Here is a 17,221-nt window from a genome sequence, read left to right as displayed (position 1 = left end):
ACGAGAAAAACTGGCTTGAATCCATAATCAAAAAGCAAACTAGGAAGCTAGCCGTAAGCTGTACTTGAGTACGGTAAGGCGACGCTGACGTGGTTTGAATTTGATTTTCGAAGAGTATTACTGCCCTTCATTTCTTATTAGCTGACTTTATGATATAATGAAAAACGAGGTAAATTGAATGAAAAGTATAAAATTAAATGCTCTATCTTACATGGGAATTCGTGTCTTGAATATTATTTTTCCCATCTTAACTGGAACCTACGTCGCGCGTGTCTTGGACCGAACTGACTATGGTTACTTCAACTCAGTCGACACTATTTTGTCATTTTTCTTACCCTTTGCGACTTATGGGGTCTATAACTACGGTTTACGAGCCATCAGTAATGTCAAGGATAACAAAAAAGATCTGAATAGAACCTTCTCCAGTCTTTTTTATTTGTGCATCGCTTGTACGATTTTGACCACTGCTGTCTATATCCTAGCCTATCCTCTCTTCTTTACTGATAATCCAATCGTCAAAAAGGTCTACCTTGTTATGGGGATTCAACTCATTGCCCAGATTTTTTCAATCGAATGGGTCAATGAAGCTCTGGAAAATTACAGTTTTCTCTTTTACAAAACTGCCTTCATCCGTATCCTGATGCTGGTCTCTATTTTCTTATTTGTTAAAAATGAACACGATATTGTTGTCTATACACTTGTGATGAGTTTATCGACGCTGATTAACTACCTGATTAGTTATTTTTGGATTAAAAGAGACATCAAACTTGTTAAGATTCACCTAAGTGATTTTAAACCACTCTTTCTCCCTCTGACAGCCATGTTAGTCTTTGCCAATGCCAATATGCTCTTCACTTTTTTAGATCGCCTCTTCCTCGTTAAAACAGGGATTGATGTCAACGTTAGTTATTATACCATAGCTCAGCGAATTGTGACCGTTATAGCTGGGGTTGTAACAGGTGCAATTGGAGTGAGTGTGCCTCGTCTCAGTTACTATCTGGGGAAAGGAGACAAAGAAGCCTATGTTTCTCTGGTTAATAGAGGTAGTCGAATCTTTAACTTCTTTATCATTCCACTGAGTTTTGGACTCATGGTTTTAGGACCAAATGCCATCCTACTTTACGGTAGTGAAAAATATATCGGAGGCGGCATCTTGACCTCTCTCTTCGCTTTTCGTACGATTATCCTGGCCTTAGATACCATTCTTGGTTCCCAAATTCTCTTTACCAATGGCTATGAAAAACGTATCACAGTCTATACAGTCTTTGCTGGGCTACTCAATTTGGGCTTGAATAGTCTCCTCTTTTTCAACCATATCGTGGCTCCTAAATACTACTTACTGACAACTATGTTATCAGAGACTTCTCTACTTGTTTTCTATATCATTTTCATCCATAGAAAACAACTCATCCACTTGGGACATATCTTTAGCTATACTGTTCGATACTCTCTCTTTTCACTTTCCTTTGTAGCAATTTATTTCCTGATTAATTTCATGTATCCTGTGGATATGGTCATTAATTTGCCATTTTTGATTAATACTGGTTTGATTGTCTTGCTATCAGCTATCTCTTATATTAGTCTACTTGTCTTCACAAAAGATAGCATTTTCTATGAATTTTTAAACCATGTCCTAGCCTTAAAAAATAAATTCAAAAGATCATAGGAGTTTAAAATGAAACAACTAACCATTGAAGATGCCAAACAAATTGAATTAGAAATTTTGGATTATATTGATACTCTCTGTAAAAAGCACAATATCAACTATATTATTAACTACGGTACTCTGATTGGGGCGGTTCGACATCAAGGCTTTATTCCTTGGGACGACGATATTGATTTATCCATGCCTAGAGAAGACTACCAACGATTTATTAACATTTTTCAAAAGGAAAAAAGCAAGTATAAGCTCCTATCCTTAGAAACTGATAAGAACTACTTTAACAACTTTATCAAAATAACCGACAGTACAACTAAAATTATTGATACTCGAAATACAAAAACCTATGAGTCTGGTGTTTTTATCGATATTTTCCCTATGGATCGCTTTGATGATCCTAAGGTCATTGATACTTGTTATAAACTGGAAAGCTTCAAACTTCTGTCTTTCAGTAAACATAAAAATATTGTCTATAAGGATAGCCTTTTAAAAGATTGGATACGAACAGCCTTTTGGTTGCTCCTTCGACCTGTTTCTCCTCGTTATTTCGCAAATAAAATCGAGAAAGAAATTCAAAAATATAGTCGTGAAAATGGTCAGTATATGGCTTTTATCCCTTCTAAATTTAAGGAAAAGGAAGTCTTCCCAAGTGGTACCTTCGATAAAATAATTGATTTACCCTTTGAAAATTTAAGCCTTCCAGCACCTGAAAAATTTGATACTATTTTGACACAATTTTATGGAGATTATATGACCCTACCACCAGCAGAAAAACGCTTCTACAGTCATGAATTTCACGCTTACAAATTGGAGGATTAGGATGCAGTATTTAGAAAAAAAAGAAATTAAAGAAATTCAACTAGCCCTGCTAGACTATATTGATGAGACTTGTAAGAAACATGATATTCCTTATTTTCTTAGTTATGGAACCATGCTTGGAGCCATCCGCCACAAAGGTATGATTCCTTGGGATGATGATATTGATATTTCCCTTTATCGTGAGGATTATGAGCGTTTACTGAAGATTATTGAGGAAGAAAATCACCCTCGCTACAAGGTTCTTTCCTACGATACATCTTCTTGGTACTTCCATAATTTCGCATCGATTTTGGACACTTCTACTGTTATAGAAGACCACGTTAAGTACAAGCGTCATGATACCAGCCTTTTCATCGATGTCTTCCCAATTGATCGATTTACAGACTTGAGCATTGTCGACAAGAGCTATAAGTATGTGGCCCTTCGTCAACTAGCTTATATCAAAAAATCACGAGCAGTTCACGGTGATAGCAAATTAAAAGATTTTCTTAGATTATGTAGCTGGTATGCCCTCCGAGTGGTCAATCCCCGTTACTTTTACAAGAAAATTGATCAGCTAGTCAAAAATGCTACAACCAACTCTCCTCAATATGAAGGAGGAATTGGGATCGGTAAGGAAGGGATGAAAGAAATCTTCCCAGTTGATACCTTTAAAGAACTGATTTTGACTGAGTTTGAAGGTCGTATGTTGCCTGTGCCAAAAAAATATGACCAATTTTTAACCCAGATGTATGGGGATTATATGACACCACCATCAAAAGAAATGCAAGAATGGTATAGTCATAGCATTAAAGCTTATCGTAAAAACTGATTGAGGGCGACCATACAAACTACTAAGATAGAGGTTATTCAAAAACATAATTTTAGTAGAAAATGAAGTAAATATTCCTACAATAAAACGCATAATATCAAGGTTTTCAACACCTGATATTATGCGTTTTATAATTTTAAAGACTTTTTTCTATAGTAGATTGAAATAAGATACGAACAAATCAATTAGAAAATTCAAATTAATTTCTAGAAATATTTTAGTATTCCTGTGTACTGTTCTAAATTCAGTCTGCTATATCTTATTTTTCTATTTAAATCGCTTCTGTAACAAAGCTACGACTTTCAAGTACCTTAAGCATGGCATTAGCTGTATCTAGCGCTGTGAAGAGGGGCACCCCGTGTTCAATGGCTGAACGGCGGATTTGCTCACCATCTTCGTCAGCAGTTCGTTTTGTTCCAACTGTGTTAATGATAGCTTGAATTCTTCCTTTACGAACAAAGTTTGGAATATCCTTATCGTCATCACCAATCTTACCAACAGGCTGAGCATGTAATCCATGACTGGCAAAGAAGGCTGCTGTCCCTTCTGTCGCGAGGATTCCATAGCCAATATTTTGAAAACGACGAGCCAAGTCCAAGGCTTCTTCTTTGGCATCATCAGCGATGGTAAATACAACATTTCCAAAGGTTGGCAAGTGGAGGTAAGAAGCTTCAAAAGCTTTATAGAGAGCTTTTTCCAAAGTAGTATCAGAACCCATAACTTCCCCTGTTGACTTCATTTCAGGACCAAGTAAGCTGTCTACCTTAGCTAGTTTGGTAAAGGAGAAGACAGGTGCCTTGATATGAACGCGAGTGCTTTCAGGGTAAAGTCCATCTTGGTAGCCAAGTTCTTCAAGTTTTTGACCAAGAATGAGCTTGGTCGCTACTTGAGCCATAGGAATATTAGTTACCTTAGAAAGGAATGGAACGGTACGGCTGGCACGTGGATTGACCTCAATAACGTAGACTTTTTCATCCTTGATAACAAACTGAATGTTCATCATTCCAAGACAGTTGAGGCCGATTGCTAGGCGTTTGGTGTAGTCTGCGATGGTTTCCTGCACCTTTTGAGACAAGGTTTGCGGAGGGTAAACAGCCATTGAGTCACCTGAGTGGACACCAGCACGTTCGATATGCTCCATGATACCTGGGATAAGGACATTTTCACCATCTGAGATGGCATCAACTTCGCACTCCTGACCAACGATATAAGAATCGACAAGAACTGGGTGGTCTGGACTAGCCTTAACCGCTGTACGCATGTAAGAACGAAGATCTTCTTCATTTTCTACGATTTCCATGGCGCGTCCACCAAGTACATAAGATGGGCGAACAAGGACTGGGAAACCAATCTTACGTGCTGCAAGAACTGCTTCTTCTTCATTGGTAGCCGTTTGTCCTGGTGGCTGTGGAATGTCCAGGTCTTTTAGAGCTTGCTCAAAGAGGTCACGGTCTTCAGCACGGTCTAGGTCAGCGACCTGTGTACCAAGGATGGTCACACCTGCTTTTGCCAATGGCTCCGCAAGGTTGATAGCTGTTTGACCACCGAACTGAACGATAACCCCTTTTGGTTGCTCCAAGTCGATGACATTCATAACATCTTCGAATGTCAATGGCTCAAAGTAAAGCTTGTCTGATACCGAGAAGTCTGTTGAAACAGTCTCTGGATTTGAGTTCATGATGATAGCTTCATAACCAGCTGCCTGGATAGCCTTAACTGAGTGAACCGTTGCATAGTCAAATTCGACCCCTTGACCGATACGGATTGGACCTGAACCTAGGACAAGTACAGATTCTTTATCAGATCTGATAGACTCATTTTCCCATCCATAGGTTGAATAGAAATATGGTGTTTCAGAATCAAACTCCGCAGCACAGGTATCGACCATCTTATAAACTGGAACAATCTTGTTTTCCAAGCGAAGTTGACGAAGTTGATCAGCAGTTGTTTTCCAAAGTTCCGCAATCTTACGGTCTGAGAAGCCATTAAGTTTAGCTGTTTTCAAGACTTCTAGATCTTGTGGATGAGCACCCAATTCCTGCTCAATTTCAAAGATATGTAGGAGTTTATCCAGATAAAAAATATCGATTTTTGTAAGCTCTGCAATTTCTTCAGGTGTGTAGCCACGACGAATTGCTTCTGATACGTAGAAGAGACGGTCATCTTGGGCTTTGACAACCTTTTCAATCAAGGCATCATCAGAAACTGCTGCAAGTTCAGGTATTTCATTGTGGTGCACCCTAATTTCAAGGGAGCGGCAGGCCTTGAGAAGAGATTCCTCGATATTACGACCGATTGCCATGACTTCTCCAGTCGCCTTCATTTGTGTACCGAGACGGCGTTCACCCTTTTCAAACTTGTCAAATGGGAAACGAGGAATCTTGGCAACCACGTAGTCAAGGGCTGGTTCAAACATGGCATAGGTTGAACCTGTAACTGGGTTGATGACCTCATCCAAGGTCAAACCTACTGCAATCTTAGCAGCCAATTTTGCAATCGGATACCCTGTCGCCTTAGATGCTAGGGCTGAAGAACGCGACACACGAGGGTTTACTTCGATGACATAATACTTGAAACTGTGTGGATCAAGGGCCAGCTGAACGTTACATCCCCCTTCAATCTTAAGGGCACGAATGATGCTCAAGCTCGCGTCACGTAGCATTTGGTTTTCATAGTCTGCCATGGTTTGCGCAGGAGCAAATACAATGGAATCTCCTGTGTGAATTCCGACTGGGTCAAAGTTTTCCATGTTACAAACAACCAAAGCATTGTCAGCTGAGTCACGCATCACTTCGTATTCGATTTCCTTGAAACCTGCAATCGAACGCTCAATCAAACATTGGGTCACAGGTGATAATTTCAAACCATTTTCAGCGATTTCACGCAATTCTTCCTCGTTGGCACACATACCACCACCAGTACCACCAAGGGTAAAGGCTGGACGAACGATAACTGGGTAACCAATTGTCGCTGCAAAGGCAACAGCTTCTTCGACTGTGTTGACAATTTCAGATTCTGGAATTGGTTGGTTGAGCTCTTCCATCAATTGTTTAAAGAGGTCACGGTCCTCCGCTTGATCAATGGCAGATAGTTTAGTACCCAGAAGTTCAACACCAAGCTCATCTAGGATACCATTTTTAGACAATTCCATGGCCATATTAAGCCCTGTTTGACCACCGAGTGTTGGTAGCAAGGCATCTGGACGCTCCTTACGAAGAATACGTGTCACAAACTCAAGTGTAATCGGTTCAATATAAACCTTGTCCGCAATCTCCTTGTCCGTCATGATGGTTGCAGGGTTTGAATTAACCAAAACCACCTCATAACCTTCCTCTTTCAAAGACAAGCAAGCCTGGGTCCCAGCGTAGTCAAACTCAGCAGCCTGACCAATAATAATCGGACCAGAACCAATCACCATAATTTTTTGAATATCAGTACGTTTAGGCATATATAAGATATTAAGGGCGTCAAGCGGACAAAGCTAAAATAGGAGTTATGACGAAGAACTGTCAGTTCTAGGAATAACTATCTTTTTAGCACCGTCCGTAGCCCGTATTCAGTTCAGCAAATACGGACCACCCTTCTCCTTTCTATTCGTCGCCTCACTGAGCGACATTAAATAAATTCTCCGACGATTTTTTAGCGAAACGATATTTTTCGGTAAAAAATCTAGTGCAGGGAGTTTTTAGTTCGCCTGATAGCGACTAAAAGAAACGACCTGCCTTTCTATTCGGCAACTCTCAGATTTCCATTAAATAAGATACAAAGGACGAATAGAAAGCGATTGAATTTTAGGAAACCAAGGAAGGATTGACAATCCAAGTTGGTTTCTCTAAATTCCGAGCTTTCCGTCCGTGTTCAGTTACATAAATTCTCCGACGAGCTTTTACTCATTCTTAGTTTGATTGTTTAAAAGCTTCCATCATCTCGATAAACTCGTCAAATAGGTAGCTAGCGTCGTGTGGACCAGGGGCTGCATCTGGATGGTATTGAACAGAGAAAGCAGGTTGGTATCTGTGACGCACACCTTCAACTGACTTGTCATTGATTTCTTCATGGGTGATAATCAAATGCTCTGGCAAATCCTCACGGCTAACTGCATAACCATGGTTTTGACTTGTAAAATCCACACGTCCTGTAGCAATTTCGCGTACCGCATGGTTGAATCCACGGTGTCCAAATTTCATCTTGTAAGTCTTAGCCCCGTTTGCCATTGCAAAGAGTTGGTGCCCCATACAAATACCAAAAATTGGAATTTTTCCTTGTACACCACGAATCATATCCAGTGCTTGGGGAACATCTTCTGGATTTCCCGGTCCATTTGACAACATAACTCCGTCAGGGTTGAGATGGAGAATTTCTTCAGCCGTTGTTGAATAAGGAACGACTGTCACGTTACAGTTGCGCTTAGAGAGTTCACGTAAGATTGAGTGCTTGAGACCAAAGTCCACTAGCACTACGCTCAAACCAACTCCTGGAGCTGGATACGAAGTTTTAGTAGAAACCTGCTTGATATTGTCTGTCGGCAAGACTGTTGCTTGGAGCTGGTCCGTCACATGGTCCATACTGTCCCCAACATGGGTCAAGGTTGCACGCATGGTACCATGCTTACGGATAATCTTGGTAAGAGCACGTGTATCAATCCCTGAAATACCCGGAATTTTCTTGGCTTTCAAAAATTCATCCAAGGTCATTTGGTTGCGCCAGTTACTAGCTCTACGTGCTTCTTCGAAAACAACAACTCCCTTACAAGTTGGAATAATGGATTCGTAATCATCACGGTTAATTCCATAATTTCCCACCAAAGGATAAGTAAAGGTCAAGATTTGTCCATTATAAGACTGGTCTGTAATGGATTCTTGGTAGCCGGTCATGCCTGTATTAAAGACAATTTCACCAGTTACATCAATATCTGCTCCGAAGGCCTTGCCTTCAAAAACTGTACCATCTTCTAATACTAGAAGTCTTTTTGTCATATTTTCACCTCTCGTGGACGCTCACTGGCGTCTTTTAACGTCTTGTGTTTTAGTTGGCGTTTCTACTCGCCAGTACGGATTCTAAGATTGCCATTCGAACAAAGACACCATTGGTCATTTGTTGGACAATCCGCGATTTTGGTGCTTCAACCAAGTGGTCTGCGATTTCTACATCACGGTTGACTGGAGCTGGGTGCATGAGGATTGCTGTTTCTTTCAAACGGTCATAACGTTCTTGAGTCAAGCCATGTTGGGCATGGTAGTCTTCTTTTGAAAAGACTGCTCCGCTATCATGGCGTTCATGTTGCACACGGAGAAACATCATGACATCCACCTGATCAATGATTTCATCAATGGTTACAAACTGTCCATAGTCTGCAAACTCTTGACTTCTCCATTCCTCAGGTCCAGCAAAATAAAGTTCAGCTCCCAAGCGTTTCAAAATCTGCATATTGGATTTGGCAACGCGTGAATGGTCCAAGTCACCTGCAATCGCAACCTTGAGACCCTCAAAGTGGCCAAATTCCTCATAAATAGTCATCAAATCAAGCAAGCTCTGGCTAGGATGTTGTCCCGAACCATCTCCACCATTGATGATGGAAGTCGTAATCGTGGGACTAGCAATTAACTCTCTGTAGTAGTCAACCTCAGGGTGGCGAATCACACAGACATCCACTCCTAAAGCAGACAGAGTCAAAATGGTATCATAAAGTGTCTCACCCTTATTGACTGAACTAGTCTTCACATCAAAGTCAAGTCGTTCCAGCCCCAGTTTAATCTCTGCCACTTCAAAGGACTTATGCGTCCGTGTAGAATCCTCAAAGAAAAGATTGGAAACAATCGGGTGGTTTTCATAAGGAAGCTGAGCTCCGTTTTTAAACTCAATCCCTCGTTTGATCAATTTCATCACTTGATCGACAGTGAGGTCTTCCATGGACACCACATGGTTCAATGCTTGTTGATTTTCTGACATGGCCACTCCTTTAGCTTTCTAAGCTTCTTCAGTAATCAGAACTCTGTCTTGACCATCAAGTTCTGCCATCTCTACGATGATTTCTTCAGAACGACTGGTTGGGATATTCTTCCCAACGTAATCTGGACGGATTGGCAATTCTCTATGTCCACGATCGACTAGAACTGCTAAACTTACGCGCGCAGGACGACCATGACCTACAATATTATCAATAGCAGCACGGATGGTACGACCTGTATAAAGCACATCGTCCACCAAGATAACTTCGCGGTCTGTCACATCGACAGAAACCAAAGAAGTATCTTCTCCACTTTTAACATCATCACGGAAGGGTTTAGTATCCAATTCCACAACCGGAACTGAAAGGTTTTCTAGTTGCTCCAAACGTTCTTGGATACGATGGGCGATAAAGACACCGCGAGTTTTAATACCAGCCAAGACGATTTTATTCAAATCTTTGTTGCGTTCAATAATCTCATAAGTAATACGCGTAATCGCTCGTTTGACGGTCAATTCGTCTACAACTTCTTTTGTCTTCATGACAAACCTCCAAAAAGAAAAGTCTCCTTAAACAAGGAGACTTGAAATGTATAGCTAAGCAAGCCCTACTGCACACAGTATAGACTTCACCCTTCTACTTTATCGCGCTCCTTGCCTGCCTCACGGGACAAGTTTAAAGGAATATTTAGTTATCAATTACTATAGCACAAAGTAAGCTTAAAATCAAGCAAAAACTTTCGATTTTCCATCTTACAAATTGCTAAAATCATATAACTGTGGGTACTGGTCACACTCTGGATTTTTAGGATGACAAATGGCTCTTCCAAAATAAATCATGGCCTGATGAGCTGCTAACCACTGCTCAGGCGGCAAGATATCCATGACCCGCTTTTCCACCTCAAGTGGTGTCGCTGATTTTTTGACGATATCGTGGTGTTTGCAAATACGCTCCACATGAGTATCCACTGCAAAGGCTGGAATCCCAAATCCTACACTCATAACAACATTGGCTGTCTTGCGACCAACACCTGCCAAACTCTCCAATTCCTCACGTGTTTGAGGGACTTGACCATCAAAATCGTCTAGTAACTGTTGGGCACATTTTTTAAGGAATTTAGCCTTATTTCGATACAGTCCCAGTCGAGAAATGTGTGAAGCAATCTCACTCTCTGTTGCAACAGACATGGCTTGTGGCGTTGGAAAGGCAGCAAAGAGGCCTGGCGTAGCCTTATTTACCGCTGCATCCGTCGTCTGGGCTGACAACATGACCGCAACCAAGAGTTCAAAATGATTAGTGAAATCAAGACTGGGCTTGGCATCTGGAAAAAGAGCAATGATTTCTTCTAGCACCTTTCGTGCTCGTTTTTTTGACAAAACCATTATTCGTCTCCATCAAATAGTCCTTGTAAACCAGCAAAAGGACTGTTTTCTTCTTTCTTAACTGCTTGTTGAGCTTGGTATTCTTCTTCTGTCATGATTTGCCAGTCATTTCCTGAAACAAATCCTTGGCCAGCTTCTTCTTCAGCCGTCAAGACCTTGATAGGAATGTTTAGTAGGATATTGTCTGACACGCTCTCAGCAAGGTCAAGTTCTCCATTTTCGATAGGCAGGACCAAGTCATCGTCTAAAACTTCCTGATCTAGTTGGTTAGTTGCACCTTCCATGAAAACTTCCGTTACTGGATAAGATTCAACTAACTCAACTGGCTCCATACTACGACTTGAAGCAAGAACAATGGTATAAGATAGTTGATAATCTAAGAAATACATACGGTTTTCGTACTGTACTTTCCCAACTGCAAGGATATTTTTTACATCTAAAATTTCTTGATTACGTGCACGCAGGTCTGCGACTAGGTCTAACGTTTGTTCAAAATGCAAGCCTTCAGACTGCTTGCGTATCTCTTGAATATTTAATTTCATACTTCCTCCATAAAGATTTACTCTCTTGATTATACCATGAAAAGCCTACAAATCAACCCACCAAACTTTGTAATTAACATTCAAGTTTTTAATATGTCCACTATGATATTTTGTTTTTTAGTGCTATACTACATCAGAGCAAGGAGGATGCCCCTATGGAAGACAAAGAACTCGGTACTAATGCTTATCACTCGTATTTTAGAGCTTGGAATTTCCAGTTTTCTGTTGACAAAATTTCCTTAAAGGTATAGTATAAAGATACTAATACTCGGAGGTAAGGGAGACATGAACAACTAAGTCTATCAAATAAAGAACCTTTATTTAGTAGATCTTGTTTTTGTCTCTTTTTGTGTGCTCTTTTATGCTCTTTTTCTGGCATGTTAATAGAGTTTTTTTGACATAGACTTTGGGCTCTACTAGGTAAAGTAGAGCTTTTTGTTATGCACTATGAACATTCTAGAAAGGGAAATCATATGATAAAAATCAATCATCTGACCATCACACAAAACAAAGATTTACGAGACCTTGTCTCTGATCTAAGCATGACCATCCAAGACAGGGAAAAGGTAGCTATTATTGGTGAAGAAGGAAATGGCAAATCCACCTTACTTAAAATTTTAATGGGGGAAACTTTGCCTGATTTCACTATCGGGGGAGACATTCAATCTGATTATCAATCAATAGCCTACATTCCTCAAAAACTTCCTGAGGACCTGAAAAATAGAACTCTACACGACTACTTCTTTTTAGATACTATTGATTTAGATTACAGTGTCCTCTATCGTTTAGCTGAGGAATTGCATTTTGATAGCAATCGTTTCGCAAGTGACCAAGAGATTGGCAGTCTATCAGGGGGCGAAGCTTTGAAAATTCAGCTTATCCATGAGTTAGCCAAACCCTTTGAGATTCTATTTTTAGATGAACCTTCAAATGACTTGGATCTTGAGACGGTTGATTGGCTAAAAGGTCAAATGCGCAAGATTCGGCAAACCGTTATTTTCATTTCCCATGATGAGGACTTTCTTTCTGAAACGGCAGACACTATTGTTCACTTGCGACTGGTCAAGCACCGTAAAGAAGCAGAAACACTAGTAGAGCATTTAGACTATGATAGTTATAGTGAGCAGAGAAAGGCTAATTTTGCCAGACAAACCCAGCAAGCAGCCAACGACCAAAGAGCCTACGATAAAACCATGGAAAAACATCAACGAGTTAAACAAAATGTAGAAACTGCTCTTCGAGCTACCAAAGACAGTACTGCCGGTCGCCTATTGGCTAAAAAGATGAAAACTGTCCTCTCACAAGAAAAACGCTACGAAAGAGCAGCTCAGGCCATGACCCAAAAGCCACTTGAAGAGGAAGAAATCAGACTTTTCTTCTCAGATATACAGCCATTACCTACTTCTAAAGTCTTAATCCAACTGGAAAAAGAAAATTTATCCATTGGCGAGCGAATTTTGGTGCAAGAACTACAATTAACTGTCCGTGGCCAAGAAAAAATCGGTATTATAGGGCCAAATGGTATTGGAAAATCGACCCTATTAGCCAAGTTACAGCAACTTTTTAATGCTAAAAGAGAGATTTCGCTTGGTTATATGCCACAAGATTACCAGCAAAAACTGCAATTGGATTTATCACCAATAGCCTATCTAAGTAAAACTGGGGAAAAAGAGGAACTACAAAAAATCCAATCTCACTTAGCCAGTCTCAATTTCAGTTATCCAGAAATGCAGCATCAAATTCGCTTCTTATCTGGCGGACAACAAGGAAAACTCCTGCTTTTGGATTTAGTCTTGCGCAAACCAAACTTTCTCCTGCTAGATGAACCCACACGAAACTTTTCTCCAACTTCTCAACCCGAAATTAGAAAACTCTTTGCCACTTATCCTGGTGGTCTCATCACTGTTTCGCATGACCGTTGTTTCTTAAAAGAGATCTGTTCAATCATCTATCGCTTAACAGAACACGGTTTGGAGGTAGTTAATTTTCAAGATTTATAAATTTTCAACATCGCAAATATGTGGGGCAAAAACACAATTTTAGGAGAAAAAGAAGTAAATCTTCCCATAATAAAACGCATAATATCAAGTTTTCACACCTGATATTATGCGTTTTTCAGATTTTAAAGACTTTTTCCAGCCTTCATTTTACATATGTTTTAAACGTTCAATCCGTTCTGAGATAGGTGGGTGGGTATAAAAGAGTTTTTTGAACCCTCCCCCTTTCTTAGGATCATTGATATAAAGTGCACTGCTAGCATCATCGACGTGGCGACTCATAGGTTTGCTATTGTCCAACTTATCTAGGGCATTAATCATTCCCTGGGGATTGCGAGTCAGCTCGACACTAGATGCATCTGCCAGAAATTCCCTCTGACGAGAAATAGCGAGCTGAACCAAGGTTGCAGCGAGAGGTGCCAGTACAATAGCTAGTAGGGAAACCACTAGCATAATGATTTCAAGACCATTTCCATCTCGGTCATCATCACTTCGTCTGCGACCTGCTCCACCCCACCACATCATACGACCTGCCATACCAGAAAGCATGGTGATAGCACTAGCAAGGGCAACTGCAATAGTCGAAATACGGATATCATAATTACGAATATGACTGACTTCATGTCCCATAACAGCTTCTAGTTCTTCACGATTCATGATAGCTAGTAGACCTGAAGTCGCAGCAACCGCCGCATTTTGAGGGTTAGAACCTGTCGCAAAGGCATTTAAGGCTGGATCATCAATGATGAAAACACGGGGCATAGGAATCTGAGCGACCATAGCCATATCTTCCACTACGTGGTAGAAATCTGGTGCCGTTTGTTCATCAATCTCACGCGCCCCGTTCATGGACATGACAATCTCTGTTGATTGAAAAATCATGGACAAGGCATAGATAAATCCGATAATCAGTGCGATAACCAAACCACCAATCCCAGACCGCATAAAGAGGTAACCAACCGCATAACCAACAAGAGCTAAGAGTAGGAAAAATACCAGCAACAAAATCCACGTTTTTCGTTTATTGCTTGCAATTTGATCAAACAACATCTTAGTCACCTAAACCGCTAAAATCAACTTTAGGAACTACCTTTTCCTCTTCTGGTGTTTGAAGGAAATCTGCTTCTTTAAATCCAAACATTCCAGCGATAATATTGCTTGGGAAAGTTTCTAATTTTACATTGTAGTTGCTGACAACACTGTTATAAAGTTGACGAGAGTAAGAAATTTTATTTTCTGTGTTTGTCAACTCCTCTTGCAATTTAACAAAGTTGGCACTAGCTTTCAAATCTGGATAGCTTTCTGCAACTGCAAAAATACCTGAAACCTGACGAGTGAGGGCATCACTAGCTTTCATAGCTTCTGCTGGTGAAGTCGCTGCTGCCACTTGGTTACGTAGTTCTGCTACCTTTTCAAGGGTAGAACCTTCATATTTAGCATAACCTTTTACAGTTTCAATCAAGTTTGGCAAGAGGTCATTTCGACGTTTCAACTGAACATCAATCTGGCTCCAAGCCTCCTTTGTTTGCATACGATTTTTAACCAAACCGTTATAGCTAACAATCACAAAAATAACAATAAGAGCTAAAACTCCAAGAATAATCCAAGTCATGATATAAGTCCTTTCTGCTTTTAGATTAGTACCAGTATATCAAATTTTTAATGATTGTGGTAAAATAAGATGATACTAAAGAAGGAAATAACTATGAAACCAGAAACATTTTACAACTTGCTTGCCGAGCAAAATCTTCCACTTTCGGACCAGCAAAAAAAACAATTTGATCGTTATTTTGAACTCTTGGTTGAGTGGAATGAAAAGATTAATTTAACAGCTATTACGGACAAGGAAGAAGTTTATCTCAAACATTTTTACGATTCGATTGCACCCATTCTTCAAGGCTTGATTCCCAATGAAACTATCAAATTGCTTGATATTGGAGCTGGGGCAGGATTTCCTAGTCTGCCGATGAAAATCCTCTATCCTCAGTTAGATGTGACCATCATTGATTCGCTCAATAAACGTATCAACTTCCTGCAACTTTTGGCTCAAGAATTGGATTTGAACGGAGTTCATTTCTACCACGGACGTGCCGAAGATTTTGCCCAAGACAAGAACTTCCGTGCTCAATATGATTTTGTAACAGCTCGTGCGGTTGCCCGCATGCAGGTTTTATCTGAATTGACAATTCCTTACCTTAAAGTTGGCGGAAAACTATTGGCACTCAAGGCCAGCAATGCCCCTGAGGAATTATTAGAAGCTAAGAATGCCCTCAACCTCCTCTTCAGTAAAGTCGAAGACAATCTCAGCTACGCCCTACCAAATGGAGATCCGCGTTATATGACAGTTGTAGAAAAGAAAAAAGAAACGCCAAATAAATATCCACGTAAGGCTGGTATGCCAAATAAACGCCCACTTTAATCTTTTTAGTAAAAAAATATTTACAAAATCAACCTCGCTCTTTTATTTTTAGGCTCGGGAAAAAATGATTTACAAAATCAACCTCGCTCTCTTATTTTTAGGCTCGGGAAAAAATGATTTACAAAATCATTTTTTTCTGCTATACTATCCTAAGCAAAGGTTTTTAATGTCATCCCGTGAGGTGACGAAGACACAGAAATACTTGAAACTCTTTAAAGTTTAGATTTTAGAGAAGTCTTACTCTGAGGGCCTATTGCTGTAAAATAATGGGCTCTTTTTTGATGCCCAAAAGTGAGGTTTATATGAAACAAGAATCAACTGTTGATTTGTTACTAGACGTTGACCAACGTCCTTCGGCTGGAAAAGGAATTCTCCTTAGCTTCCAACACGTTTTCGCCATGTTTGGTGCGACCATCTTGGTACCCTTGATTTTGGGAATGCCTGTATCTGTTGCCCTTTTTGCTTCAGGTGTTGGAACACTCATCTACATGATTTCAACTGGTTTTAAAGTTCCAGTTTATCTAGGTTCTTCATTTGCTTTTATCACAGCTATGTCACTGGCTATGAAAGAAATGGGTGGGGATGTATCTGCTGCTCAAACAGGGGTTATCTTGACTGGTTTGGTCTATGTCCTTGTTGCTACCAGCATCCGATTTGTAGGAACAAAATGGATTGATAAACTCTTGCCACCAATCATCATCGGACCTATGATCATCGTTATCGGTCTTGGACTTGCAGGTTCAGCTGTTACCAACGCTGGTCTTGTAGCTGATGGGAATTGGAAAAATGCTCTTGTAGCAGTTGTTACTTTCTTGATTGCTGCCTTTATCAATACAAAGGGAAAAGGATTCCTACGAATCATTCCATTTCTCTTTGCCATTATCGGTGGTTACCTCTTCGCACTAACTCTTGGCTTGGTTGACTTTACACCAGTTCTTAAAGCTAACTGGTTTGAAATTCCTGGTTTCTACTTGCCATTTAACACAGGTGGTGCCTTTAAAGAATACAATCTTTACTTTGGTCCAGAAGCCATCGCTATCTTGCCAATCGCTATCGTAACAATTTCTGAACATATCGGAGACCATACTGTTTTGGGTCAAATCTGTGACCGTCAATTCTTAAAAGAACCAGGTCTCCACCGTACTCTTCTTGGTGACGGTATCGCAACTTCTGTTTCTGCCTTCCTTGGTGGACCAGCCAATACAACTTACGGAGAAAATACAGGGGTTATCGGTATGACTCGTATCGCTTCTGTCTCAGTTATCCGTAACGCTGCCTTCATCGCGATTGCCCTCAGCTTCCTTGGTAAATTCACTGCCTTGATTTCAACTATTCCAAACGCTGTACTTGGTGGTATGTCAATCCTTCTCTATGGGGTTATCGCCAGCAATGGTTTGAAAGTCTTGATTAAAGAACGTGTTGATTTCGCTCAAATGCGAAACCTCATCATCGCAAGTGCTATGTTGGTTCTTGGACTTGGAGGAGCTGTCCTTAAACTTGGTCCAGTTACACTTTCAGGTACTGCTCTTTCAGCCATGACAGGAATCATCTTGAACTTGATCTTGCCATACGAAAATAAAGACTAATACTCTTCGAAAATCTCTTCAAACCACGTCAACGTCGACTTGCCGTAGATATATGTAA

14 protein-coding genes are annotated in these 17,221 nt (G+C 40.3%); 6 read left to right on the top strand and 8 right to left on the bottom strand.

Going from position 1 to position 17,221, the window contains the following annotated elements:
• Positions 1-178: 178 nt before the first annotated feature.
• From tacF to HT693_RS08985, 3 genes are read left to right on the top strand one after another with little or no spacing between them, the layout of a single operon-like run.
• A complete protein-coding gene (gene tacF, locus HT693_RS08995; protein ID WP_138704783.1) occupies positions 179-1,666 on the top strand; it encodes a type IV teichoic acid flippase TacF in 1,488 nt (495 codons plus the stop codon).
• 9 nt (positions 1,667-1,675) lie between these two features.
• Positions 1,676-2,479 (top strand): phosphorylcholine transferase LicD, encoded by an 804-nt coding sequence (locus HT693_RS08990; protein WP_172925119.1) that lies wholly within the window; start codon positions 1,676-1,678, stop codon positions 2,477-2,479.
• Position 2,480: 1 nt separating this feature from the next.
• Positions 2,481-3,290 (top strand): phosphorylcholine transferase LicD, encoded by an 810-nt coding sequence (locus HT693_RS08985; protein ID WP_001199655.1) that lies wholly within the window; start codon positions 2,481-2,483, stop codon positions 3,288-3,290.
• A gap of 271 nt (positions 3,291-3,561) precedes the next feature.
• Here the strand turns inward: HT693_RS08985 and carB are convergent, their stop codons facing one another.
• From carB to HT693_RS08955, 6 genes are all read right to left on the bottom strand, one after another.
• On the bottom strand, positions 3,562-6,738 hold the full coding sequence (gene carB / locus HT693_RS08980; RefSeq protein ID WP_138704785.1) for a carbamoyl-phosphate synthase large subunit: 3,177 nt from the start codon (positions 6,736-6,738) through the stop codon (positions 3,562-3,564).
• A gap of 448 nt (positions 6,739-7,186) precedes the next feature.
• Complete coding sequence (locus HT693_RS08975) at positions 7,187-8,266, bottom strand: carbamoyl phosphate synthase small subunit (RefSeq protein WP_000166853.1); 1,080 nt, start codon at positions 8,264-8,266, stop codon at positions 7,187-7,189.
• 49 nt (positions 8,267-8,315) lie between these two features.
• The gene (locus HT693_RS08970) at positions 8,316-9,239 is read right to left on the bottom strand and encodes an aspartate carbamoyltransferase catalytic subunit (protein ID WP_023936533.1); all 924 of its coding nucleotides are present in this window, start codon (positions 9,237-9,239) and stop codon (positions 8,316-8,318) included.
• 18 nt (positions 9,240-9,257) lie between these two features.
• A complete protein-coding gene (gene pyrR, locus HT693_RS08965) occupies positions 9,258-9,779 on the bottom strand; it encodes a bifunctional pyr operon transcriptional regulator/uracil phosphoribosyltransferase PyrR (RefSeq protein WP_000850023.1) in 522 nt (173 codons plus the stop codon).
• 210 nt (positions 9,780-9,989) lie between these two features.
• A complete protein-coding gene (nth, locus tag HT693_RS08960; protein WP_000244443.1) occupies positions 9,990-10,619 on the bottom strand; it encodes an endonuclease III in 630 nt (209 codons plus the stop codon).
• Positions 10,619-11,161, bottom strand: a complete 543-nt coding sequence (locus HT693_RS08955; protein ID WP_023936535.1) for a DUF177 domain-containing protein — start codon at positions 11,159-11,161, stop codon at positions 10,619-10,621. The genes nth and HT693_RS08955 overlap by 1 nt, the downstream gene beginning before the upstream one ends.
• A 440-nt stretch (positions 11,162-11,601) precedes the next feature.
• On the opposite strand from HT693_RS08955, the gene HT693_RS08950 reads away from it, so the two are divergent.
• Positions 11,602-13,161 (top strand): ATP-binding cassette domain-containing protein, encoded by a 1,560-nt coding sequence (locus HT693_RS08950; RefSeq protein WP_138704786.1) that lies wholly within the window; start codon positions 11,602-11,604, stop codon positions 13,159-13,161.
• Between the two features lie 147 nt (positions 13,162-13,308).
• Here the strand turns inward: HT693_RS08950 and htpX are convergent, their stop codons facing one another.
• Together htpX and HT693_RS08940 are read right to left on the bottom strand one after the other, a co-directional pair.
• On the bottom strand, positions 13,309-14,208 hold the full coding sequence (gene htpX / locus HT693_RS08945) for a zinc metalloprotease HtpX (RefSeq protein WP_023934415.1): 900 nt from the start codon (positions 14,206-14,208) through the stop codon (positions 13,309-13,311).
• Position 14,209: 1 nt separating this feature from the next.
• Positions 14,210-14,770, bottom strand: coding sequence for a LemA family protein (locus HT693_RS08940; protein WP_023936539.1), 561 nt, complete (start codon positions 14,768-14,770; stop codon positions 14,210-14,212).
• A 93-nt stretch (positions 14,771-14,863) separates the two neighbouring features.
• On the opposite strand from HT693_RS08940, the gene rsmG reads away from it, so the two are divergent.
• Entirely contained in the window at positions 14,864-15,577 is a 714-nt protein-coding gene (gene rsmG / locus HT693_RS08935) for a 16S rRNA (guanine(527)-N(7))-methyltransferase RsmG (protein WP_023936541.1), read from the top strand.
• 302 nt (positions 15,578-15,879) lie between these two features.
• On the top strand, positions 15,880-17,163 hold the full coding sequence (locus HT693_RS08930; RefSeq protein WP_050208611.1) for a solute carrier family 23 protein: 1,284 nt from the start codon (positions 15,880-15,882) through the stop codon (positions 17,161-17,163).
• The last annotated feature ends 58 nt before the right edge of the window (positions 17,164-17,221 follow it).

It is taken from the genome of Streptococcus sp. 2154 (assembly GCF_013277255.1).
GTDB classification, from domain to species: domain Bacteria; phylum Bacillota; class Bacilli; order Lactobacillales; family Streptococcaceae; genus Streptococcus; species Streptococcus pseudopneumoniae.
Note: the sequence above shows the minus strand (reverse complement) of the source record. Positions and strands in the feature narration are given on the sequence as shown.

What these genes read in the sequence shown, in the direction of transcription:
- pyrR (WP_000850023.1), bottom strand. Translation starts at nt 9,779, where the DNA reads ATGAAGACAAAAGAAGTTGTAGACGAATTGACCGTCAAACGAGCGATT.
- tacF (WP_138704783.1), top strand. Translation starts at nt 179, where the DNA reads ATGAAAAGTATAAAATTAAATGCTCTATCTTACATGGGAATTCGTGTC.
- HT693_RS08950 (WP_138704786.1), top strand. Translation starts at nt 11,602, where the DNA reads ATGCACTATGAACATTCTAGAAAGGGAAATCATATGATAAAAATCAAT.
- rsmG (WP_023936541.1), top strand. Translation starts at nt 14,864, where the DNA reads ATGAAACCAGAAACATTTTACAACTTGCTTGCCGAGCAAAATCTTCCA.
- htpX (WP_023934415.1), bottom strand. Translation starts at nt 14,208, where the DNA reads ATGTTGTTTGATCAAATTGCAAGCAATAAACGAAAAACGTGGATTTTG.
- HT693_RS08940 (WP_023936539.1), bottom strand. Translation starts at nt 14,770, where the DNA reads ATGACTTGGATTATTCTTGGAGTTTTAGCTCTTATTGTTATTTTTGTG.
- carB (WP_138704785.1), bottom strand. Translation starts at nt 6,738, where the DNA reads ATGCCTAAACGTACTGATATTCAAAAAATTATGGTGATTGGTTCTGGT.
- HT693_RS08970 (WP_023936533.1), bottom strand. Translation starts at nt 9,239, where the DNA reads ATGTCAGAAAATCAACAAGCATTGAACCATGTGGTGTCCATGGAAGAC.
- HT693_RS08955 (WP_023936535.1), bottom strand. Translation starts at nt 11,161, where the DNA reads ATGAAATTAAATATTCAAGAGATACGCAAGCAGTCTGAAGGCTTGCAT.
- HT693_RS08985 (WP_001199655.1), top strand. Translation starts at nt 2,481, where the DNA reads ATGCAGTATTTAGAAAAAAAAGAAATTAAAGAAATTCAACTAGCCCTG.
- HT693_RS08990 (WP_172925119.1), top strand. Translation starts at nt 1,676, where the DNA reads ATGAAACAACTAACCATTGAAGATGCCAAACAAATTGAATTAGAAATT.
- HT693_RS08930 (WP_050208611.1), top strand. Translation starts at nt 15,880, where the DNA reads ATGAAACAAGAATCAACTGTTGATTTGTTACTAGACGTTGACCAACGT.
- HT693_RS08975 (WP_000166853.1), bottom strand. Translation starts at nt 8,266, where the DNA reads ATGACAAAAAGACTTCTAGTATTAGAAGATGGTACAGTTTTTGAAGGC.
- nth (WP_000244443.1), bottom strand. Translation starts at nt 10,619, where the DNA reads ATGGTTTTGTCAAAAAAACGAGCACGAAAGGTGCTAGAAGAAATCATT.